Annotated in this window: 21 protein-coding genes; 6 read left to right on the top strand and 15 right to left on the bottom strand. The window is 42.9% G+C overall.

Going from position 1 to position 23,575, the window contains the following annotated elements:
* The first annotated feature begins 142 nt into the window (after positions 1-142).
* Complete coding sequence (locus OA91_RS09715) at positions 143-541, top strand: DUF2914 domain-containing protein (RefSeq protein WP_063338067.1); 399 nt, start codon at positions 143-145, stop codon at positions 539-541.
* Positions 542-604: 63 nt separating this feature from the next.
* Entirely contained in the window at positions 605-940 is a 336-nt protein-coding gene (locus tag OA91_RS09710; protein WP_063338066.1) for a DUF1904 family protein, read from the top strand.
* Between the two features lie 35 nt (positions 941-975).
* On the opposite strand, the gene astB is transcribed toward OA91_RS09710, so the two are convergent.
* The 4 genes from astB to OA91_RS09690 form a co-directional block, all read right to left on the bottom strand.
* Positions 976-2,322 carry an N-succinylarginine dihydrolase gene (gene astB / locus OA91_RS09705; RefSeq protein ID WP_063338065.1) on the bottom strand — a complete coding sequence of 449 codons (1,347 nt, stop codon included), beginning with the start codon at positions 2,320-2,322 and terminating at the stop codon, positions 976-978.
* Positions 2,323-2,402: 80 nt separating this feature from the next.
* Positions 2,403-3,896 (bottom strand): succinylglutamate-semialdehyde dehydrogenase, encoded by a 1,494-nt coding sequence (gene astD, locus OA91_RS09700; RefSeq protein ID WP_197477785.1) that lies wholly within the window; start codon positions 3,894-3,896, stop codon positions 2,403-2,405.
* 27 nt (positions 3,897-3,923) lie between these two features.
* Positions 3,924-4,964, bottom strand: a complete 1,041-nt coding sequence (gene astA / locus OA91_RS09695) for an arginine N-succinyltransferase (protein ID WP_046015712.1) — start codon at positions 4,962-4,964, stop codon at positions 3,924-3,926.
* Between the two features lie 74 nt (positions 4,965-5,038).
* A complete protein-coding gene (locus OA91_RS09690; protein ID WP_046015713.1) occupies positions 5,039-6,058 on the bottom strand; it encodes an arginine N-succinyltransferase in 1,020 nt (339 codons plus the stop codon).
* Positions 6,059-6,251: 193 nt separating this feature from the next.
* On the opposite strand from OA91_RS09690, the gene OA91_RS09685 reads away from it, so the two are divergent.
* Positions 6,252-6,491 carry a DUF1653 domain-containing protein gene (locus OA91_RS09685; protein ID WP_063338063.1) on the top strand — a complete coding sequence of 80 codons (240 nt, stop codon included), beginning with the start codon at positions 6,252-6,254 and terminating at the stop codon, positions 6,489-6,491.
* 291 nt (positions 6,492-6,782) lie between these two features.
* On the opposite strand, the gene OA91_RS09680 is transcribed toward OA91_RS09685, so the two are convergent.
* The 6 genes from OA91_RS09680 to OA91_RS09655 form a co-directional block, all read right to left on the bottom strand.
* Positions 6,783-7,277 carry a DMT family transporter gene (locus OA91_RS09680; protein ID WP_063338062.1) on the bottom strand — a complete coding sequence of 165 codons (495 nt, stop codon included), beginning with the start codon at positions 7,275-7,277 and terminating at the stop codon, positions 6,783-6,785.
* The gene (locus tag OA91_RS09675) at positions 7,274-7,741 is read right to left on the bottom strand and encodes a DMT family transporter (RefSeq protein ID WP_063338061.1); all 468 of its coding nucleotides are present in this window, start codon (positions 7,739-7,741) and stop codon (positions 7,274-7,276) included. The genes OA91_RS09680 and OA91_RS09675 overlap by 4 nt, the downstream gene beginning before the upstream one ends.
* Before the next feature lie 199 nt (positions 7,742-7,940).
* Positions 7,941-8,930 (bottom strand): LysR family transcriptional regulator, encoded by a 990-nt coding sequence (locus OA91_RS09670; RefSeq protein WP_063338126.1) that lies wholly within the window; start codon positions 8,928-8,930, stop codon positions 7,941-7,943.
* Between the two features lie 153 nt (positions 8,931-9,083).
* Complete coding sequence (locus OA91_RS09665; protein WP_063338060.1) at positions 9,084-12,152, bottom strand: efflux RND transporter permease subunit; 3,069 nt, start codon at positions 12,150-12,152, stop codon at positions 9,084-9,086.
* The gene (locus tag OA91_RS09660; protein ID WP_063338059.1) at positions 12,153-13,262 is read right to left on the bottom strand and encodes an efflux RND transporter periplasmic adaptor subunit; all 1,110 of its coding nucleotides are present in this window, start codon (positions 13,260-13,262) and stop codon (positions 12,153-12,155) included.
* 230 nt (positions 13,263-13,492) lie between these two features.
* Entirely contained in the window at positions 13,493-14,416 is a 924-nt protein-coding gene (locus tag OA91_RS09655) for a LysR family transcriptional regulator (protein ID WP_046015719.1), read from the bottom strand.
* A gap of 239 nt (positions 14,417-14,655) precedes the next feature.
* On the opposite strand from OA91_RS09655, the gene OA91_RS09650 reads away from it, so the two are divergent.
* The 3 genes from OA91_RS09650 to OA91_RS09640 all read left to right on the top strand — a co-directional run bounded on the left by OA91_RS09650 (position 14,656) and on the right by OA91_RS09640 (position 17,521).
* A complete protein-coding gene (locus OA91_RS09650) occupies positions 14,656-16,146 on the top strand; it encodes a CoA-acylating methylmalonate-semialdehyde dehydrogenase (RefSeq protein WP_063338058.1) in 1,491 nt (496 codons plus the stop codon).
* A 360-nt stretch (positions 16,147-16,506) separates the two neighbouring features.
* The gene (locus OA91_RS09645) at positions 16,507-17,130 is read left to right on the top strand and encodes an alpha/beta hydrolase (protein ID WP_046015721.1); all 624 of its coding nucleotides are present in this window, start codon (positions 16,507-16,509) and stop codon (positions 17,128-17,130) included.
* Between the two features lie 58 nt (positions 17,131-17,188).
* The gene (locus tag OA91_RS09640; RefSeq protein ID WP_063338057.1) at positions 17,189-17,521 is read left to right on the top strand and encodes a DUF1289 domain-containing protein; all 333 of its coding nucleotides are present in this window, start codon (positions 17,189-17,191) and stop codon (positions 17,519-17,521) included.
* Positions 17,522-17,530: 9 nt separating this feature from the next.
* Here the strand turns inward: OA91_RS09640 and radA are convergent, their stop codons facing one another.
* From radA to urtB, 5 genes are all read right to left on the bottom strand, one after another.
* Entirely contained in the window at positions 17,531-18,919 is a 1,389-nt protein-coding gene (gene radA / locus OA91_RS09635) for a DNA repair protein RadA (RefSeq protein WP_046015722.1), read from the bottom strand.
* A gap of 170 nt (positions 18,920-19,089) precedes the next feature.
* Positions 19,090-19,797, bottom strand: coding sequence for an urea ABC transporter ATP-binding subunit UrtE (gene urtE / locus OA91_RS09630; RefSeq protein ID WP_063338056.1), 708 nt, complete (start codon positions 19,795-19,797; stop codon positions 19,090-19,092).
* On the bottom strand, positions 19,794-20,774 hold the full coding sequence (urtD, locus tag OA91_RS09625; protein WP_063338055.1) for an urea ABC transporter ATP-binding protein UrtD: 981 nt from the start codon (positions 20,772-20,774) through the stop codon (positions 19,794-19,796). The genes urtE and urtD overlap by 4 nt, the downstream gene beginning before the upstream one ends.
* Entirely contained in the window at positions 20,771-21,946 is a 1,176-nt protein-coding gene (gene urtC, locus OA91_RS09620; protein WP_063338054.1) for an urea ABC transporter permease subunit UrtC, read from the bottom strand. The genes urtD and urtC overlap by 4 nt, the downstream gene beginning before the upstream one ends.
* Positions 21,943-23,574, bottom strand: coding sequence for an urea ABC transporter permease subunit UrtB (urtB, locus tag OA91_RS09615; RefSeq protein ID WP_442919124.1), 1,632 nt, complete (start codon positions 23,572-23,574; stop codon positions 21,943-21,945). Before urtB ends, urtC begins: the two co-directional genes overlap by 4 nt.
* Position 23,575 lies beyond the last annotated feature (1 nt).

Raw genomic sequence — 23,575 nt, 5'->3', positions numbered from 1 at the left:
AAAGAGACTAAATGAGGCATCTTTCAGCTAGACTTCTACTCACCAAGACGATTAAACTGCTATTAGGTTTAAATTCTAATGGTCTTACCCTTTTTCTTTGACATTTTTTAACCTTCTTTTTTCTTCTACAAAAGGATTGATTATGTTACGTACAATCGTAAAGCTTGTGGTGTTGAGTGGTGTGTTATTAACCCTACCCATGCCTTCTTGGGCCGCTTCGATTGCGAGAGCGCAATTTACTAATGATGTTATTGAGCGTGAACCAATTGATAAGATTGGGCCTACTATCCAAGTTCAATATGGTGGTATTCAGAAGGTTTATTTTTATACAGATTTAAGAGATATGTCTGGTGATCAGGTTGTCCACCGTTGGACATTAGACGGTGATGTTATGGCTGAAATCCCGTTCAATATTGGCGGTGATCGCTGGCGTGTTTGGTCAAGTAAACGTTTATTGCCAGGTTTTGATGGCACTTGGGCGGTTGATATAGTGCAAAATGGCAGTGTGATTGAATCCCATTCATTTGAGTATATCGATTAGTTAACTTATTGTGTTGTTTCTCTATCAAGTAAGAGTCTAATAAGGCTCTATTAAAGGAATTTCATGCCCCATATACGTGTTAGAGGAATGGCATTTGAGGATCTTGAGTATATCTCTGAGCCTCTTATTAAAGCCATTTCTCATTATCTTAATATACCCGCTTCACACTTCACATTAGAGTATCAAGCTACCACCTATTTAGCTGCTGGTGGCGCGAGTACCGCTTACCCATTTTTTGATGTTTCATGGTTCGAACGCACCCAAGAGCAGAAAGAAGAGGTAGCACGTATTATTACCGAATTAGTGACACCTAATATTGCCTCAGATACCGATATTTGTGTGCTGTTTCATACGATGCAATCGGATGATTACTTCTACAAAAAAGGCACAACTTCTTAGAAATTGTGCCTTTTCTGATGAGAGGAAAAACGAGATTAAGCTTTTTGGAAGTCGTAAACAGACCCAAGTTGCATGATCTGAGTGAGCTCATCTAAAGCGGTACGTGTTTCGATTAATAGTTGAGGATCAGCAAGATCCGCTTCTAATAAACTGTCACGATAATGACTATCTACCCAAGTATTCAAACGATTAAATAGATCGTCATTCATCAAGCAAGACTGATTGACTGCCGCTCTTTCTGCTTCGTTTAAAACGACACGCAGACGCAAACATGCAGGACCACCACCATTACTCATACTTTGTTTAAGGTCGTAAACTTGTACTTCGTTAATTGGGCTAGGGCCTGCTTTTAACGCTTCAAGGTAAGCCCAAACATTGGAATTGTTTTGACATTCACCTGGTACGATAATAATCATATCGTCAGTACCACGGCTGATTAACTGGCTATTAAATAGGTAAGATTTAACACAGTCTTCAACACTGACTTCACTGCTTTTTACTTCAACAAAGTGTAGTTTGCCTGCTTTACCTGCCCACGCAGCTTCTAAATCTTGACGCATTTGCGCGCTCGAAAGGAAGGCTTCTTCATGGTAGAAGTGCACGTTACGGTTACCCACAGCAATCACGTCATTGTGGAATACACCCGCATCGATGACAGCAGGGTTTTGCTGAGCATAAACAGTATTTGTCGTATTTAAACCGTGGCGACGTACCACAGCTTGAGACGCTTCAAGCGTGTGTCTTGCAGGGAAGCGGCTTGGCTTTACTGCTGCAGCATTGAAAGCTTCTTGACCATAAACAAAGAACTCAACCCCTTGATTGCCATACTCATCACAAAAACGCGTGTGGTTAGCGGCACCTTCATCACCAAAGTGATCCATGCTAGGCAAGGCTTTGTGGTGAGCAAAGTGCTTATCGCCAGGGAAAGTCGCCTGCAAAATAGCGCCTGTTACAGGGTGCTCAATAGCACGGTGGAACTTGTTCACCAAGTTTGCAGGTGAAAAGTGAATTCTACCATCAGCGCTGTCGGCACTGGGTGATACCGTTGCCGCATTGGCTGTCCACATGCAAGAGGCAGAACTGACACCGGCTAATAGGTGAGGCGCTTCTTTGGCTGCTTGTGCCAAAATCTGAGCATCAGTGCCTGTAAAGCCAAGTGATTTTAGTGTCGGAATATGAGGTCGTTCATGAGGAGCAAGTACACCCTGAACAAAGCCCATATCTGCCAAAGCTTTCATTTTTACCAAGCCCTGTTTAGCCGCCGCTTTTGGGTTAGAGGCTTGAGCCTGATTGTTTAAAGAGGCCACATTACCAAATGATAAACCGCCATAGTTGTGAGTTGGCCCCACTAGACCATCAAAATTTGCTTCAATTGCCGACATGCTAATTACCTTTGCTTAATTCTTTTCTGTGTTTAATAACACTTGTTTGTTATGTCTTATCTGTCAAACCTGCACTGCCCTTAAAGGGCAATGCCTGGTACAAGTTTCTCTGGCACGGTCAGCGCATCTACTTCAATACTTGAAACTGGGTAAGAGCAGTAATCAGCCGCATAATATGCACTTGATCTGTGGTTACCACTGGCACCCGTTCCACCAAATGGCGCAGTACCCGCAGCACCTGTTGTTTGACGGTTCCAGTTGATGATGCCAGCACGAGAGTGCTGTAAGAACCACTCATATTCAGCTTTATCATCAGACAAAATACCGGCAGATAGACCAAATTTAGTGGCATTCGCTAAGCTCATTGCCTGATCCATATCCTCATAACGTACAACAGTTAGTAGCGGGCCGAAGTACTCTTCATCAGGTAGTTCACCTTTAGCGGCAAGCTCAGTGACATCTAAAATACCTGGAGAGATAAAGCCTGTATTCTCTTCACCACGCTCAGCTTTTAAGAGTGTGCTAGCACCAAGGCTAACTAAACGAGCAAAGGCTGTCGCTATATTGTCAGCCGCTTGAACAGAAACCAATGGCCCCATGAAAGGTTGGTCTTCAGCGTCAAAACGATCAATTTTCAAGCCTTTAGTGACCTCAACTAGCTTAGCTAGAATTGCTTCACCGTGCGCATTGTTTGGTACTAGAAGGCGACGTGCACAAGTACAACGTTGGCCTGCAGATAGGAAAGCAGACTGAACGATTTCATGAATGACAGCATCTAGGTCTTGGGTTTTATCAGATACAAGCAGTGGGTTATTACCACCCATTTCTAAGGCTAGGATCTTACCTGGGTGACCTGCATATGCTTTATGTAGAATATGTCCTACTTCTGGGCTACCTGTGAAGAATAGGCCATCAAGCTCATCATGGTTCGCTAGCGCAATACTGGTTTCTTTTTCACCTTGTACTAGGTTAAGTACGCCATCAGGTAGGCCAGCAGATTGCCATAGTTGGATGATCAAATCTGACACCGCTGGTGTCTGCTCACTTGGCTTAAGCACTATGGTATTACCAGCGATGAGAGCGGGTACGATATGACCATTTGGCAGATGCGCAGGGAAGTTGTAAGGGCCAAATACAGCAACAACACCGTGTGGTCTATGGCGTAGGTGAGCACTTACATTAGAACCGCCGATTGCTGGCATAGCCGTTTCTTTTGAGCCAGTACGTTCGTGGTAAGACTTCTCAGAAATACCCACTTTACCTATGGTTGTCGCAACTTCTGTTTTTGTTTCCCAAAAAGGCTTACCTGTTTCGCGGCTGATCAATGTCGCCAAAAGGTCTGTGTTCTCTTTTACTTTCTCAGCAAATTTTTTAATGATATCTAAACGGTATTCAAGGCTTGAATTTGCCCATGCTGGAAACGCTTTACGGGCTGCTTTAAGTGCTGCATCTACTTGTTCTGGACCTGCTGCTTTTGCTTCCCATACTAGGCTGGCATCGGCTGGATCAATCGATTGAAAAGCATTACCTGTACCTGCAACCCATTGGCCATTGATAAAGTGTTCTTGTTTCATAGTCATTATCTTAATCCTTATAAATTGTTATGGTTTAGCAGGAGACAGCTCGACAATACGAACGGCTTCTTTGTTATTAACACATAGATGTTCAGCTTCTTCTTGGCTCAGTGTTAGTGTGCTTCCAGGGGTGCTGTTGCGTTGAATCAAAATACAACGGAAGTCAGCTAACTTAGAGTTAGATACTAGGTAGTAGGTGCCTTCTTTTTCTTGTGCTTCATCTGTAATTGTCGCTAGACATAGACGACTCTCGCGTACAGCACGAATGTTTGGAACATGGGCTTCAACGGTTGGGCCACCATCAAAGATGTCTACATAGTTCTCGTAGCAGAAGCCTTCTTGCTGTAGCAAACGTAAAGCAGGCGCTGTTTTATGGTGTACTTGGCCTAGGCAGTCTTGCGCTTCTTGACTTAAGAAAGCGGTGTAAACTGGGTTACTTGGCATCAATTCAGCGATAAATTGTTTGCTACCTAGTGAGGTAAGCTCATCTGCCTTTTTAAAATCAAGGGAGAAGAAATGACGACCCAAAGACTCCCAAAGTGGTGAGCGGCCTTCGTCATCACTGACACCACGCATTTCGGCGAAAATCTTGTTAGTAAAGCGCTCAGGGAATTGTGCTAAGAACAAGAAGCGTGCTTTAGATAGCAGTTGGCCATTTTTAGAATGACGGTAGCCTTCTTCTAAAAACAAGGTGCAGATTTCACTCAAACCTGTGTAGTCATTGTTTAATACCAAGGTTGGCATTATGTTGTGCACACCAAGTTCACGTGAAGAGTGAACCAGTTTACCTAGGTGGTAGCTGTAGAAAGGCTCGTCTAGGCCGACGGTTGCTAACAGTCCACTGGTACCCACGATAGCACCAGTTTCAGTATCTTCTAGAACAAACAAGTAACTCTCGTCTGTTGGACCTTCAATGGTCTCTTTAGCAAATGATTGGTTCGATACTTCGATTTTATTTTTCAGAATCGCTTCATCAGGTACTAGAGAAGTAAAACCAACACCAGTTTTATCTGCAAGCTGGTATAGGGAATCTAGCTCTGTTTTAGCGATTGGGCGTATGACCATCATAAGATTAGGCCTCTATAAATTTAATCATGGGTTAAAAAGGGATTCGGTAAATTTTTTTATCTAAAGAAACTTTATTAAATCGGTACCCAGTGCACTTCATCTCCTTCCTTCATTTGCAAGGTTTGTTGCACCTTTGAAGAGATAGAGAGTGACTCGGTATCTTTTTGGTAATTGGCGTTTGCCAGAGTTACCTTGAATTCTTCTAGTTCACCACTGGCTATTATGTGTAAGGATGAATCATTTTTTATGACATCCGTGTTAAAGCCAGTGGACTGACTGTTACTTATGGTTCTTAAGTCGCTAGCTCTTGCTTCAACACTTGGGCCGGCGTCAAAAATGTCCACATAACCTTTAAAGCTGAATCCTTCTTCTAAAAGTATGTCGCTAGTTTTTTCTGAATCTTCATGTACAACACCTATTACCTGCTGTGCAGCATCTGGCAAGGTAGGGACATAAATTGGGTATCTTGGCATTAGATCAGCGATGAAGTGTTTATTACTCACACCGGATAAATAATCGGCTTTTTGAAAGTCCATGCTAAAGAAGTACTTGCCTAGTGAGTCCCAAAATGGAGAGTAGCCTGCTTGATCACTTTCACCTCTTAGCTCAACAAATAGCTTGGAAGTGAAACGCTCTTGGTGTTGTGCAATGAAAAGCAAACGAGCACGAGATAAAAGCGACATGGTTTCATGCGTTTGGTGCTGCTGGTCAACAATCAATGCGACTAGGCGGCTTGTTCCACTATAGTCGTGGCATAAAAAGAGAGCCGGAATACGATTGTGGATTTGTAATTGCGGTGAGGCATGGACAACTTCGTCAATACGGTAGCTGTAAAATGGGGCATCTGTTCCCACCATGGCATCGATACCGCAGACACCTACAATTTCATCATTACTGGTGTTTACCAACACAAAGCAGTAGGATTCTTCGCCCGGTTGTACCACCTCTTGTTGCATAGAACGACGTGAGGACGCTATTTTGTCATTGAGTCTGTCACGATTAGCCGGAAAATTGGTGATTCCAATACCCGCTTGTTGCGCTAATCTTTCTAATGCTGGTAAATCAGCAAAGTCGACTGGACGAACTAGGTACATAAATTTTCCTTATTGTGAAAAACAAGATCAATAGGGTAAAAGAGCAGATTAGTTATTTTATTATTGATGAAATGGCTGAAGTAAAGAAGATGGCTAATTTTGTTTTTGCGACAAAATTTTCTTAAAAAGGGACTTTTTTTGTCTTAAATACATAATTAATTGCTGAAATATAAATTAGAAGAGATTGAAAAGCATGAGTGCAGAGATTAAAGCAGGCATTTATCGTCATTATAAAGGCGCCGAGTATAAAGTGGATAAGGTGGTAAAACACAGTGAGACAGAAGAGTCACTGGTGATTTATCAGGCACTTTATGGTGATTATGGTTGGTGGGCTCGCCCTTTATCCATGTTTGTAGAAAGCGTGGAAGTGGGTGGTGAAGAGATACCACGCTTTCATTGGATTAGAGAGCTAGAAGACGAGAGCCAAGATTAACTTGTTATGAGTGACAAGGATGTCGCTTGTTAAGGAACCTGCGATTAAGTCACCTCTTCTCAGTCTGCTCTTCTAAGGTATATGGGAAAACGTATCACGCAAGGAGTTATTTTGACGTAATGTAGGTACCTTTCGAGAAGTGACAACACAGGGTGCTACTTTTTCTGAAATGCCGTTTAGGTATTCTTCAAAGACCCGAAGGGCGTGGTCTAAAAGCCCTATCTTTATGTTGAGAACCTTATCAATAGAATCACTATTAAGTTGCGCTCCTCGCCATAAATCTAGCGGCTTTTATCCACACGCTGAGGCGGAGGACTTATTCGCAGGTTCCTTAATTATCTCCTTCGGCTTTTTTTGAGAAAGTCTCACTCCCAAAATAATGAATATGATACCTAGCCCTTGCAGAACATAAGGGAAAAGCTTATCTAGACTAGCACTAAATACAATATCTAATAATACTCCCGTCACCATCTGCCCACTAATGACAAGTAGTGCCGCCTTCATCGCCCCTAGCTGATTTAAAACATAACTATTGAGTGCCACATAAAAAGCACCAATGACACCGCCTAAAAATAAATACCAGGTTTCCTTGTGCCATGCTGGTGTTAGGCTACTCAACTCAGTATCTAGGCAAATAAGAATCAAGCTTAAAAATAGAAAGCCAAAAATATGGTTATAAAATGATGCCTTAAATGGCCCTTTATGTAGGCTTAATTGGCCATTGAGGCTGCGACTTAAACCAATGCAGAGACCATTAGTTAAGGCTAAGAGGATCAATAAACTCATAAAGAATTACCTGCAAAAATGATGAGCATACTGCCGCTTAAAATGAGGAAAATTACTTTTACATCGTGCCAACCAAGCCGCCTTTTTGGGCTATTGAATAGGCCAAAACTATCCACTATTAAACTAAATAGAATTTGCCCTAATAAGGCCAAGGATAAAGTGCCAGCAAGGCCTAATTCGGAATTCACAGTAACAGCTGCAAGCATGACTGTCATAGCGCCAGGCAAACCACCTAAGTAACTGTACCATTTAGCTTTTTCGTCTTTTATTGCGCCTGCATTAAGCTTTTTTGTGCCAATGATTAGCAATATAGCGTATGCACAAAAAGCCCCTAATCCATGAGCAATCCATGATGCCTCAAGGGGGGAATTGAGTAAGGCAAGCTGTGAATTTAACTGGATCATGAGCGCTAGAAGGGCACCCGAAAATAACGCTATCGTAGCGTAAGAGTATGTTTTGTTCACCTTGTTACATCCTATGTTTGAATAGGTGAATTGTAAGTGGATTAGTAAGGTAGGATAAGCCAGAAAAGAGATAACTTACTGTTGCCATTTGGGAAACAGTAAGTCGAATTTTATATAAATTGTTAAATGTCCCTCATCATAAATATAGGGGCTTTTATCCACACGCTGAGGTGGGAGGGTTTATTCGCAGGTTCCCTAGTTAGATATGCTTTATCAGCTTGTTAATCATCCAAGGTGAGTTCTTCATATGGTTGGCAATTTTCTCTCTTAGCCATTTGTGAGACAAATCATTGTTGTTTCTTTCATGCCAACACATTTGCACTGGGTGCTGATTATCGTATGGGTCTAACTTAACTATGTCTTCTGGAAGAGGCATGAGCTTAATATCATCTCCTCTACCTGAGCTCGCCATAAAATCCATCATTAGATTGGCGGTTGCATAACCTGTTACCAAGGTCATACCATTTTTGATTGCCTTCATGGCGGCCAACAAGCTCTCCGTTTCTAGGTTTGGCATGATATCAAACCCTTGCTGCTGTAACTTTTGTAGAGTGATGGAAGGGCTCATAGCATGGCGCTGAATATGGTGCGAAGCTAACGGGTAATTCACTAAGTCTTCCGTTTCAAACTTATCCTTATGGAAAAGAGGGTGAGTTCGGCTAATTAAGATACAGCCTTCAATATGGCCAATTAACTTTGAGCGCACATTATTGGGGGTGCCGTTAATCATACCTATGCCCAAATCAACCGTAGACTGGTTTAGCTCATAAAAACTTTGTGTACCCCAATTGGAAATGGAAAGCTTAACATTGGGGGCTTCGTTATATATTTCAGATAACAGAGGCTCAATAAAACTGGCAAGCACACTTTCGTGAATATGCAGGCAAAAATGCCTGTGTAATTCAGATAAGTCTAACTTAGGTGGGCTTGTTAGAGAGGAAAGCGAATGCAGTATCGGTTCAATTTGTAAATGTAATTCAGATGCCCGGGCGGTCGGGCTAAGACCATAAGCTTGGCGAGAGAAAAGTGCATCATTAAAAACAGAGCGAAGTTTCTGCAAACTTTTACTTAAGGCGGGTTGAGTGACACCTAGACGTTCTGCTGCTCTAGATACGCTGCCTTCTTCAATAATGGTATGAAAAGCGACAAGGAGTTTAATATCTAGTTGTAATAATTCATCAGTACGCATGGCTTTCTCTTGTTTCAGCTTTAAATTAATCAGCTTTAAAAAGGTGACAATAATAGGTGGATATAAGAAGCCCAATAAGCCGTCATTGAATGCTTATTGGGCTATATCAGTCAGAATAAAGTGACTGTCTTATATAGCGCTTAAATCAGATGATTAAAGCTCTTTCATAGGACGATACTTCACTCGGAACAACATGACATAGAAAACAGGGACTGCAATCAGAGTCAAAATAGTGGCAAAGCCTAAACCGAATGAGATAACCACAGCCATACCTTCAAAGAAGGCGTCGGACAGTAGCGGAATCATACCCAAGATAGTTGTGATAGCTGCCATACAAACAGGTCTAACACGACTCACGGCTGAATGGAAAACCGCTTTATAGGTTTCAACGCCTTGGCCTAGTTCCACATTGATCTGGTCGGCCAAGACTATCCCGTTTTTGACAATCATGCCTGAGAGACTCAAGAAGCCTAATAGAGACATGAAGCCAAATGCTGTATTCATCGCCAGTAAGCCTGATGACACACCAATTAAGGCTAGAGGCACGCAGAACCAAATAACCAGCGGCACACGGACCGAGTTAAACAGAAGCACCGTGATGATGAACATGAATAGATAGCCCATAGGTAAAGCGGTAAAGATATTCGCTTGCGCATCGGTACTATTTTCATATTCGCCACCCCACTCTAGGGTATAACCTGGAGGTAGTGGAATTGCTTCTATTGGGGCACGGACACGGCCAAATACAGCCATGGCAGTTTCGCCACCTAATATCTTGTTATCAGACATAACGGTAATGGTACGTTTACGGTCATGACGCTTAATGATCGGATCTTCCCAAATCACATCAAAGCCTTTCACCAAGCTCGTTAGCGTGATGTAAGCGCCAGTGGCTGGGCTATAGATTTGTAGATCACGGATCTGATCAATTGAGCGACGCTCATTCTCAGGCGCTTTTTGTACGATAGGCAAGATATCTGCACCATCGCGATAGAGCCCAATACGTGAACCGTTAAAGTTAGCTAGTAGCACCTGATCTAGGTCGGCTTTACTAATACCAAGACGACGGGCTTGTTCTTCATCAAACTGAGGTCTTAGTACTTTAGTGCGTTGACGCCAGTCATCCTTGATATTTTCAAGGCCACCATCAGCACGGTAGATTTCTTTAATTTGCTCACTGATGCTACGTAGCACTTTTGGATCTGGGCCTGTGATACGAGCTTCAATTTTCGAACCAGAGCCAGGTCCGAGTTCAAGGCGTTGTAGCTTAGCTTCAACATCAGGGAACTCATCTTTCATTATGTAATAAGTACGTTCAATTAAGTCAGGAATGACTTCGGCATTGTCTGTACGAATAATGAATTGTGCATAACTAGAATTAGACTGCTCTTGGTTATATGTCAGGATAAAGCGTGGCACGCCTTGTCCTGTAGTCGAAGTAATAGTGCTAACACCATCTTCTTTCAATAGGCGCTGTTCTATGTTTTTTGTTAGCTCATAGCTGGCATCAATATGAGTACCAGAAGGGCCCTCAACATCTAGATAGAACATAGCTGTTGTAGAAGGTGGGAAGAAAGATTGCTTCACGAATTGAAAGGCCCAACCTGCTGTCATTAAGCTTGCAATTAAAAGCAGAACCGTTAACCAGCGATAGTGCAATGCTTTATCTAACAACCACTTATAAGCGACAAAGAAAGCACCCTTGTATGGATCTTCGCCTTCCGCTTCACCTTCTTTGATTTCTTCTTTAAAGAATAAGTCGCAGAAGAATGGGGTTAGCGTAACGGCTGTCACCCAACTTAAGAAAAGCGAAATAAGGAGTACATAGAAAAGAGAGCCAACAAACTCACCAACAGAGTCTGGCGACAGACCAATTGGTGCAAACGCTGTAATCGCAATAATGGTTGCGCCTAACAGGGGCCATTTAGTTTGGTTTACAACAGACGAAGCCGCTTCTAGTTTAGACATGCCACGTTTAAGGCCTATCAAGACTCCCTCAGTCACCACTATGGCGTTATCCACCAGCATACCTAAGGCAATAATCAAACCACCAAGCGAGATACGTTGTAGGTTAATGGAGAAGTACTCCATTATGATAAAGGTACCTAAAATGGTTAATAACAAGATTAAACCAATCAAAATGCCTGACTTAATACCCATAAATACAAGCAGTACTAAGACAACGATACCCACAGCTTCGGCTAGGTTAAGTAGGAAGTTACTAACAGAGCGTTCTACTTCTTTCGATTGGAAATAAACCGTATCTAGGTTAATACCAATAGGCTGTTGGTATTTCAGCTCATCGATACGTGCTTCGATAGATTTACCCGCTTCAACCACGTTTACCCCAGAGGCAAATGAAATGCCTAACAATAATGAGGTATGGCCATTGAAGTTAATTGGGTTAGTTTGTGGGTCTACATATTCACGTTTAATGGTGGCAATGTCGCTTAGACGAATCATTTCACCAGAAGTAGGTGTGCCAACGATTAGGTTCTCAAGCTCAGAAATGTCTTGGAATTCACCTGTCGGGCTAATACGAATATATTCGTCACCCACACGCACAGAGCCTGCGTTAGATACAGTATTTTGTGTGCTTAATAGGTTTGCTAGGCTAGAAGGGTCGATACCCATAGTTGCTAAGCGAGTACGTGAAATCTCAATTGTGATCTGTTCACTCTGCTCACCAGCCACCTGAACTTTACTCACACCATCGACAAGTACAAGCTCACGTTTGAGATAATCTATGTAGGTTTCAAGATCCTTGTAAGGATAGCCTTCACCATTAACCGCCAGCATAACCCCGTATACATCACCAAAGTCATCTACGACAACGGGTGTGGTAACACCTGTCGGGAAGTTGCCTTCAATATCAGAAACGGTTTTACGCACTTCATCCCAAATCTGCTTTAGCTCTTGCTTACGATAGGTTTCTTTGATCGTAAGCGTGACTTGTGAATAGCCAGATTTTGTGGTGGATTTAATCTCATCCACATAGGCTAAATTTTGCAGTGCTATCTCAATAGGATAGGTGACTTCTTCTTCAACCTGCTCTGGTGATGCACCCGGATAGTGGGTAATGATAAGCGCATCTTTGATAGTGAATTCAGGATCTTCTAGCTGACCTAAACCTGTGAAGGCAATCACACCCCCAACAAGCAAGATCAGGGTCAGCATCCAGCTGGTGACCTTACGTTCGATAAAATAAGCTGCGATATTCACTTATAGACCTCGCTCTCTAACCCAAGGACGAACCTTAGTTTCACTGGTCAGGCTGTGAACACCTGCTGCAATAACTTGCTCACCTTCTTCAAGGCCAGACATTATGACAATCTGATCGCCCTGTAGAGAGCCGACTTCTACTTTACGCATTACCGCTCTTTGGTTGGCATCATCATAAACCCATACTTTCTGTTCAGGTTGACCACCTGCCGCTGTGGTTTCGAAAATGGCTTCAACCGGTAATAGAATATTACGAGTTTGGTTAATCAGCAGGCCTAGGTCGATCACGACATCAGCTGTCATACCGGGTAATAATCTCGCTGAGTCATCTGCTTCACGCTCAATACCCATGGTGATTTCATAGGTCTTGGTTTCGTCATCTGGCGTGGTGTTGTATTCCTTGTAATGAGCTTTATAAACCTTGTCGTTCAACACATTGATGATGACATCAGGTTTGTAGTTAACCGCACTTGCTTGAATATTTGCGATTAAGCTTTCAGGAATAAAGAACTCAAGATCAATTGTCTTGTTGTCTTGAATATGGATCAGACTTTGAGTGGCACTGATATATTGGAAGTTCTCAGTTTCAACATCGGCAATCACGCCATCAAAAGGAGCGTATAAGCGAGTATATGCCAAGTTGTTTTTCGCTCTTTGCAAAGCGTTCTCTGCTTGATCTAGGCTAGCGCGACTTGCTTCATAGCTGGCACGGCTGCTCACTCTCTTCTCATAAGTTGCTTTGTTACGATCAAACTCGGATTTTGCAAAACGGTGATCCGCTTTAGCAAGCTCAAGGTCTAGCTCGAAATCTGTTGGGTCAAGTGCTGCGAGTAGTTGGCCTTTCTTAACTTCTTGGCCTGAAGTGACGGCTAATTCATTTAGCTGACCACCAACACGAAAGGCTAAATCTGCCTCATTACTTGCTTTTAATTCAGCTGGGAAGCTACGAATGTTTTCAGCTAGGTTTGAGGTTACCGTAACCAATTTAACTGGGCGTACAACCGCTTCAGCTACTTGGTTGGTTTCTTGTTCTGGGGAGCAGGCACTTATCAATAAGCTTGTGGCTAGGATTGCGCCAGTGCTAAATAATTTAAGAGAAGAAGAGGTCATTCAGTACTCCAATGTACTTGTTAAAGTGAACTAAGTTCAACTGTCAAAGTCTAAGTTGGCGAAATTTTATAACCAGATATTCCATATTAGAATATATGAAAGCATATGAATGATAGTCTTAAAATTCATATCTCTCAAAGGATTGATAAAAAATACCATATATCTTTGCTGTTAATATTCGACTGACAAAGATCAAACTGTTTATTGGAGTACTTTTAACTTATTGATTTTTAATTTAATTTGTTGGTTATTTCAAGTTTTAACTCTGACAAATATGTCTCTAAAACTAGGTTGCTTGATGCCCCTTTTCGAGTAATTGCAGAGAATCCAGTATCAAAGTTGAATTGTGAATCTAATAAGGAGCGCATTTTTCCGTCTTTAACCCAGACATCTGCCACATGATCTGGGAGATAACCTATGTAATTTCCTGTGAGAATTAAAAAAGCAATGCCTTCCCTGTCAGTAGCTGTTGCTGTTGCATTGAGTTGCTGTAATTTTGCTTTAATTTCAGGGGTTTGCGCATATGCAGGCACGACTGCGTCGAGTTTGAAAATATCTTCTTTGGTGATTTCTTTGTCTTCTAGGGCAAACAAAGGGTGGCTGTTGCTACAGTATAATTGAGAGTTTTCCCTGTATAAGGGCAGATATTCCAAACCGGCCAATAATCTAAGGTCTGGCACCATGCCTATGTGCAAACTACCGTCTAAAACGCCTTTTTCTATGTCATTTGGCGGTATCATGCTGATATTAATGGTTATATCTGGTCCTTTTTGTTTCAAATTACTGACCGAGTTGGTGATAACCATGCGTGGCATTGTGACTAGGTTGTCGGTAATTCCTATGTTGAGATCCCCTTTTAGCTTTTCATGTAGGCCATTTATCTGGGTTCTAAAGTCTTCAATAGAGGAGAGGAGCTGTAAGGTGTATTGATATACCTTGCTGCCTTCTTCGGTTAGGGAAAAGCCAGAGCGCCCTCTTTGACACAAACGAAAGCCTAAGCGAGTTTCTAAATCTGCCATAGAGATACTAATTGCAGCTCGGCTTATATTGAGTTCGACTTCTGCGGCTGAAAAGCCGCCGGATTCCACTACGGTTTTATAAATCCTCAATAAGCGTAAATCTGCATCACTGACTTGCCCTTTAAACTGTTTCACCTTGCCTCCCCTTATTCTTGTTTTATGGATTAAACCCTAATGGGGCAGAGTCAAGGCTGACCTAACTTGTCCCTGCATTTGGTCCAATAAAATGGTTAGCAAATGCTTAACTAAGGTTTAATAGATGAGAATTTATTTAATTTATTGTGACAGGCAAAGTCTGTCAATAAGATTTCTAATTCGGTCGTAACCAATGCACAAAAGCAGTATTTACGACACTTCAAATATAGGGGAAGCAAATGAGCTTGGTCGGACATTTAATTAATGGCAAGTCACGTGATGATGCGAAACGCACTCAAGATGTATATAACCCAGCTTCTGGAGAAGTTAGCAAGCAGGTTGCGCTAGCAAGTAAAGAAACCGTTGAAGAAGCGATTGCCGCAGCGAAAGCGGCTTATCCAGAATGGCGTAATACCCCTGCCATCAAACGTGCCAGAGTCATGTTTAAGTTTAAGCAATTGCTAGAAGATAATGCAGACACTATCTGTGCCTTGATCGGTGAAGAGCATGGCAAGATCTCCCATGATGCAGCAGGTGAGTTGCAACGTGGTATCGAGAATGTTGAATACGCCTGTGGCGCACCTGAGTTACTAAAAGGCGAACACAGTAAGAATGTTGGTCCTAATATCGATTCTTGGAGTGAGTTTCAACCGCTAGGTGTTGTTGCCGGTATTACGCCTTTTAACTTCCCTGTGATGGTGCCTTTATGGATGTTCCCTATGGCACTTGTTTGCGGTAATACCTTTGTACTTAAACCATCCGAAAGAGACCCAAGCGCTACCTTGTATATTGGCCAACTATTGCAAGAAGCGGGTTTGCCTGATGGTGTGTTTAACGTGGTTAACGGTGATAAAGAAGCGGTTGATACCTTACTTGAACACAAAGACGTAAAAGCGGTGAGTTTTGTTGGTTCTACCCCAATTGCTGAATACATTTATACCCAAGCCAATGCACATGGTAAACGTTGCCAAGCACTAGGCGGCGCGAAAAACCACGCTATCGTGATGCCAGATGCAGACATGGATAATGTGGTTAGCCAATTATTAGGCGCGGCTTTTGGTTCTTCTGGCGAACGTTGCATGGCTTTATCTGTTGCGGTTGCTGTCGGCGACCAAGCGGCAGATGCTTTAGTCACTAAGATGCAAGACGCCATGAAAAACTTAAAAGTCGGTGCAGCAACGGATGCCAATAATGATTTTGGCCCTGTAATCACTAAAGCACATCAAGAGAAGGTGTGCGGTTATATCTCTAGCGCTGAAGAACAAGGCGCTAAAGTGGTTGTCGATGGTCGTAATGTGGCGGTTGAAGGCTATGACCAAGGCTTCTTTGTCGGTGGCACCCTAATTGATAATGTCACCACTGAAATGCAGAGCTATCAAGAAGAGATCTTCGGCCCTGTGCTTCAAGTAGTGCGTGTGAATAGCATGCAAGAAGCCATGGACATGATAGACGATCATGAATACGGCAATGGTACTTGTATCTTTACCCGTGATGGCGAAGCGGCGCGTTATTTCTCAGATAACATCGAAGTGGGCATGGTAGGTATCAATGTGCCGCTACCTGTGCCAGTGGCTTACCATAGTTTTGGCGGTTGGAAGCGTTCTTTGTTTGGTGATCTACACGCTTATGGTCCTGATGCGGTGCGTTTTTATACTAAGCGTAAGACCATTACTCAGCGCTGGCCTTCGGCTGGTGTGCGTGAAGGCGCGCATTTCTCTTTCCCTTCTTAGAATTGGCTTAATAGTGAATCACGAAAGCCCCTAGGTCGTGATTCACAATGAGATAACGCTTAGTCAACCCTTAAGAAAAACGAGAAAAGTGAGACTTAGTTCGTTATATCAACTCAAACCATGACACTCTTTAATGAGTGCATGGTTTTTTTTGTGCCTAAGATATTAAGCTGTAAAATGCTGTTCACCCGCAAACTAGCCTAATAAACATGCAATTATTATGGAGCTTAGGGGTTATTCTTATGTATGTTAATGACATGGCTCTTTTATTAGGCTTTACTTTAGCGCGACACTAGAATGAATCTAGTATCCAATATCTTAGTTAAGACACCTTTAAAAGTTGTGAAAAGGATTAAGTGAATGAATTATCGTCGATTTGTTGTTGGTTTTAAGCAAATCAGCCTCTTGCTAGCCATGCTTGTATTAGCGGGTTGTGCTGGTATGGATGGACCAACCCAAAAGGCAGGGATAGCTAATCGAGATAATACGCAACTTGAAATTTATATTGAAAAGGATGTGGCATTTATATCTGGTGTATTGGGCTCTGATTTACCAGAACAGCTGAGTAACATGGTGCGCCAAAGCCCTAATATTCAAACGTTAGTCTTGGTAGATATTCCAGGCTCTATCGACCAAGAAGCAACTATGCAGGCTGCTCGACTTATTCGCCGCTTAGGCCTAAACACCATGATTGCAAGGACAGGCTATGTGCTCTCTGGTGGTGTTGATCTGTTTTTAGGTGGAGTAAAACGTAATATAGGCCCGGGTGCTGGTGTTGGTGTGCATTCATGGTATGACCAACTAGGAATAGAACCAGAAGAGCTGAACCTTGCCGACCCTATCCATGCGACGTATGTGAACTTTTACCTAGAAATGGGTGTGCCTGAACGCTTTTATTGGTTTTCTTTAGATGCTGCCCCCGCTGAGCGTATATACTTTATGTCACCAGAAGAAATTTATGATTTCCAGTTAGCTACAGATTAGCGCAGCGCATTTCACGGCTTAATGATCGTCTGATAAATTAAAATAATAGGAGACGAAAATGGAACAGATAGAATTGTTTCATGTGCAAAGTCCCTGTCGAGGCATTTGCCAATCAAGCAATAAAGGCTTTTGCAAAGGTTGCCTGCGAAGCCGAGAAGAACGCTTTCATTGGCATGAAATGCCAGATGAAGATAAGCGCAAAGTGCTGACCTTGTGTAAGAACAGATGGCAAAGGCTACTCAAAGCAAAGCAAGAAAGGCTGGCGGCAGAATCTCAGGCCAGTTTACCTTATGGTATGCTAGCGGATGATGGCCCAGAAGCTGAGCCATCGGGAGATCTTTTTGGGTTTGTCGCTAAAGACGCAGCTGAAAAAGTCCCTGTAAAAGAGTAACGCTATTTCTTAGCGCTCGAAAATGGCATCTAGTGCTTCTGAAAGCCTATCAACGCCTATTACTTCCATTCCCTCAATTTTCTTCTTCGGACAATTCCCTTTAGGCACAACCGCTTTAATAAAGCCGTGTTTAGCGGCTTCGATAATACGCTCCTGACCTGAAGGTACTGGGCGAATTTCTCCAGATAAACCTACTTCACCTAATACTACAAGATTGTCAGGTAAGGCTTGGTCTCTAAAGCTAGAAACAACTGCAGCAATAGCAGCAAGGTCACCACTGGTTTCCATGACTTTAACGCCACCAACCACGTTTAAATAGACATCTTGGTCTGAGGTTAATAGGCCTCCATGCTTGTGTAATACAGCAAGTAGCATGGCCAATCGATTGTGATCAAAGCCGACTGTGACGCGTTTAGGGTTACTAAAGGCGGAATCATCAACCAAGGCTTGCAGCTCAACCAAAAGAGGGCGAGTCCCCTCCCAAACCACCATTACCAAGCTACCTGCCGCTGGCTGTTTAGAACGGTTCAAGAAAATAGAGCTTGGGTTTTTTACTTCTCTAAGGCCATTTTCTAACATGGCAAACACACCTAACTCATTTACCGCGCCAAAACGGTTCTTCATGCCGCGCAAGGTTCTAAAACGAGAGTCTTCAGAACCTTCTAATAAGACAGAACAATCCACCATATGCTCAAGTACCTTCGGGCCTGCCAAGGTGCCGTCTTTGGTTACGTGGCCTACTAACAAAACCGCTGTTTGAGTTTGTTTAGCGAATCGAGTTAATACGGCCGCGCTTTCTCTTACTTGAGAGACACTACCGGGTGCTGATTCCACCCCATCAAGGTGCATCACCTGAATCGAGTCGATAACGATTATTTTAGGTAACATCTGCTGTGCCACCTGCATGATGGATTCAACATTGGTTTCAGATAGCATTTTCAGGTTTTGGGTTGGCAGTCCGAGACGTTTAGCACGCATGGCAACCTGCTGTAGAGATTCCTCACCTGTTACATAAAGAGCGGCTTGCTGTTGTGCTAGATAACACATGGTTTGCAATAACAGGGTACTTTTACCAGCACCTGGGTGACCACCGATTAGCACCACACCACCTGGCACTAAACCGCCACCTAGTACACGGTCAAATTCACTGGCACCAGAGCTGAATCTAGGCACATCACTTAAGTCGATATCTGCAAGGTCTTGAATCCCTGTCGTCGCACCAGCATAGCCACTGAGTTTGGCATCCTGTGTGGCGGCGACACGAGCTGACGTCTTAGAAGAGGTTAGCTTGATTTCAGATAAGGAGTTCCAAGCTTTACAGGCTTGGCATTGGCCCTGCCATTTAGCGTAATCAGTGCCGCACTCAGTGCAAACAAAGGCAGTTTTGGCTTTAGCCATCTTGGTTCTCCATAAAATTCGCGGGCGGACACAGGATATCTAGTTGTCCTCTTGAAAGGCTATTTTAGGGAAAAGAATTTGATAAGCAATTAACTGTATAAAAAAACAGTAATTTAATTAAAAATTAGAAGAGGTTGTCTGTTTTTTGATTCAACCTCTGTTAATGAATTTTAAACCGCCAAATACTGTTTGATTAAGTCATCACTGAGCTCAGACATCTTATCGCTACACACAATGCGACCTTTCTCCATGAGTCTAAATTCTTGGCCCACACGGCGGGCAAATCCCAGTTTTTGTTCTACTAGGATAACCGTCAAGCCTTCTTCTTGATTGAGTTTTAAAATCACATCACCAATTTGCTGCACAATATTAGGCTGAATCCCTTCGTTAGGTTCATCCAGAATCAGTACTTTTGGGTCCAAAACTAAGGCTCTGCCTATAGCGAGCTGTTGTTGCTGGCCACCGGATAAATCACCACCACGCCTGTGTAGCATGTCCTTTAAAGCGGGGAAGAGTTCGAAGATCTTTTCAGGAATCTGCTTAAGTTTATCTTTTCTTACTGGCAAGCCAATTTTGAGATTTTCTTCCACTGTTAACATGGGGAAAATGTCGCGACCTTGGGGCACATAACCTATACCTGAAAAGGCTCTTTTTTCGGCGCTTTTGGTATGTAATGCCTCAGGTTTATCTTGCTCCCCTAATAAAATTTCACCAGAACTAATCGGCAATAATCCCATTAAGGCTTTAAGCAAGGTGGTTTTACCTACGCCATTTCGCCCCATGATACAGGTGATACTGCCCGCTTTAATCTCTAGGTTAAGGTCCCACAAAATCTGGCTTGAAGCATAATGTTGATTGATATTTTGCATTGATATCATGCTTTTTCTTCCTTGTTGTTAATTAAGCTGACTTTGCTGATGTTAGGGGCAGAGATGGTTTTCTTTGTGGCTGGTGGCGTGGGTGTGGCAGCTTCTTCACCTAGGTAGACTTCAATGACTTCTGGGTTAGATTGCACTTCTTGCATGCTGCCTTCTGCCAAAACGCTGCCTTGGTGTAATACGGTCACTTTATTGGCAATACTGCGCACAAATTCCATATCATGCTCCACCACAATGACGGTTCGCTCGCCTGCTAATGAGGTGAGTAATTCAGCGGTACGTTCGGTTTCCTGCGGTGTCATACCTGCTACAGGTTCATCTACAAGCAAGAGCCTAGGCTCTGAGACAAGTAACATACCTATCTCTAACCATTGTTTTTGCCCGTGAGAGAGCGCGCCTGCTAGCTGATAAGCTTGCTTAGACAAACCAATAATACTGAGTACATGTTGTATTTTATCTAGCTGTAACGGCGTGAGTTTGGCCCAGAGTGTGGGTAACACAGACTTATTGGCTTTAAGTGAAAGCTCTAAGTTATCAAACACACTTTGTTGTTCAAACACGGTAGGTTTTTGAAATTTACGGCCTATACCAAGATTGGCAATACTGGCTTCATCCTGTTTGAGCAGATCAATGTTTTGGCCAAAGAAAACTTGCCCAGAATCACATTGCGTTTTGCCTGTAATGACATCCATCAAGGTGCTTTTACCTGCGCCATTAGCGCCAATTAAGCAGCGTAACTCCCCTTTATTAATATAAAGGTTGAGTTCGTTTAAGGCTTTAAAACCATCAAAGCTTAGATTTAACCCTTCGATGTAAAGGAGGATGTCCTTATCAATATTGACCTTAGATTCATCAGGCAAGAGAAAAGGCCAGACCTGATCTCGACGTAAGCCTGAGCGAATAGCCTGAAAAGGGGCGTTCAACTTGGCTTCAAAGCGTTTTAAATCGCTAAACTGGTTGGCGTTGTTTTGGCTCATGATGACACTCCTGTCTTCATTTCATCCTTTGCTTCTGGTACTGGTTTGTTGATTTTTGCTTGGATTGTCTCCCACAGTCCCATGAGCCCTTTTGGCAAATAAAGCGTGACTAGAACAAACAAGCCACCTAATGCGAATAACCAAGCTTCAGGGAAAAGGGCAGTAAAACGGGTTTTGGCATAGTTGATAATAAGGGCACCAATAATCGCGCCAATCAAGGTGCCACGACCGCCGACAGCCACCCAAATCACTATTTCGATCGAGTTAATCGGCGAGAATTCCCCAGGGTTGATAATGCCAACCTGTGGCACATAAAGCGCTCCAGCTATGCCTGCAATAATGGCAGAATAAACGAATAACCAAACTTTATAGCGTTCAGTTCGATAGCCAATAAAACGTGCTCGGCTTTCTCCATCACGTATCGCTAGAATGACTTTGCCCATACGTGAGTTCATTAAGTATTGGCTAATGATGAAAATAACGGCTAACAAAAAGGCCGTAATAGCAAAGAGAGATACTCGGGTTGAATCCGCTTGTAAATCAAAGCCTAAAATTTCTTTAAAATCTGTCAGGCCATTGTTCCCACCAAAGCCCATTTCATTTCTAAAGAATGCCAGTAACAAAGCATAAGTCAGGGCTTGGGTCATAATAGATAAATACACGCCTGTCACACGGGAGCGAAATGCCAACCAACCAAAGATGAAGGCTAATAACCCAGGAATGACAACGGCCATTAAGATGGCAAACCAAAACTGATCCATACCTTGCCAAAACCAAGGTAAGGTTTTCCAATCAAGAAAGACCATAAAGTCAGGTAAGACAGGGTCACCATAGACACCTCGATCACCTATTTGGCGCATCAAGTACATCCCCATGGCATAACCTCCAAGCGCAAAAAAGGCTCCATGACCTAGACTTAAAATACCGCAATAACCCCAGATAATATCCACTGCTAAGGCCAGCATGGCATAGCATAAATACTTACCTAACAAGGTTATAGTGTGAGTACTCACATACAAAGCAGAGCTTTCTGGTAAGAGTAAGTTAGCGCCACAGGCTAACAAGGTGCTGATTACGAGAATAGCGACAAAAGGCAGTGTTTTTTGCCCTGGCTGTTGGCGTGAATCAAGCTTGTTTTTACCTTGTCCAAATAAGGTATTTATCAATGTCATTCTGCTGCCCTCCCTTTTTGAGGGAAGAGACCTTTAGGGCGCTTCTGAATAAAGAGGATGATAAAGACCAAGACAATAATGGCGGCTAAAACAGCACCTGTCACAGGCTCTAAAAACTTGGTCGCGATGCCTAAGGAGAAGGCCGCTACTAAGGTACCAAATAAGTTACCTACGCCACCAAAGACCACCACCATAAAGGAGTCGATAATATAGGCTTGGCCTAAATTTGGGCCTACGTTGGTCAGTTGAGATAGGGCCACTCCGGCAATGCCAGCAATGCCTGAGCCTAAGCCAAAGGTCATGGCATCTACCCAGCCCGTTTTGACGCCCATGGCTTTTGCCATATTACGGTTTTGAGAAACCGCTCTCACATTCAAACCTAAGGAGGTTTTGCGTAGTAGAGTGAGTAGGGCAAAGAAGACAATTAAGGCAAATGCGAGTATGTATAAGCGGTTGAGAGTGAGCGAAAGAATCGGGTTGATTTCTAATGAGCCAGTCATCCAGCTGGGACTAAAAACTTGTCTATTAAGCGGACTAAAAACAGAACGCACTAGCTGTTGCAAAATAAGGCTAATACCAAAGGTAGCCAGTAAGGTTTCAAGAGGTCGGCCATGTAGGTGGCGTATAACACCCCTTTCTATAATGACGCCCATTAAACCCGACACCATGAAAGCCGCAGGAATAGCGACCCAAAGTGAATAATCGATATGGTTTGGCATGAGTAACTGCACCACATAAGTAGTGTAAGCCCCAAGCATGATCATTTCTCCATGGGCCATATTAATGACACCCATGACACCAAAGGTAATGGCAAGACCAATAGAGGCCAGTAAGAGTACTGAACCAAGACTTAAGCCGAAAAACAGCTGATCCACGAGTTCATATCGATTAGTGCTATGTTCTATTTCTTTTAGAGCATCAAACGCAGCTTGTTTAACGGCCGGATCAGGGCTTGTCTCAGCGACTGTTGTGAGTTGGTTTTTAACCGGGATTTCAAGGCGTGAGGCGAGTTGTTCTATGGCTTTAATTTGCAGTGCGGCTGACTCAGATTGCTTGAGTTGGTAGAGGTTAAGGGCAACATCTAATAAGTCGATGACCTTGTTGTCTGTTTCGAGTGCTCGTCTTTTCTCAATTGTTACTTGTAGGTTTGTCTCTAGGTTGCTTAATAAGCTCTGTAGCGCCGCGGCTCTTATTTTTGCGTCAGGATGGCTTAATTCAAGTTCGGCAATCGCGCTTCTCAGATAACGGCGTACGCTATTGTTGAGTTTGACTTTTTTGACAAGTTTTTTCGTTAAGTGAGGTAAGGCGGTAGCGCTTTCTAATTCAAAATAGTGTTTTTCTTTCCCTATCTTTTGCATTTGGATCAGGTGTTTACCTGACCTAACATAATACAAGCGTCCTTCTAAAAGGGTTTTAAATATAGGGAGAGCGGTTTGGGCTTGGCTACTTTTAATTTGGTCTAACAGCGGGTTCATTTGTTTTAGTTTTACTTGGGTTAACGCGACAAGTAATTCAGTGTCTGATTTCGCCTTAGCAGATTGGCTATCATTGGCAACGGCATAAACTGAAAAAAAAGCAAAACTAAAACAGGCTATTAAACCGTAAATGAGGTTCTGGAACTGCTTCAAA

The sequence above is a fragment of the Marinomonas sp. SBI8L genome (assembly GCF_001624705.1).
Taxonomy (GTDB): Bacteria; Pseudomonadota; Gammaproteobacteria; order Pseudomonadales; family Marinomonadaceae; genus Marinomonas.
The sequence above is the reverse complement of the archived record's forward strand: the minus strand, read 5'-3'. Positions and strand labels throughout refer to the sequence as shown.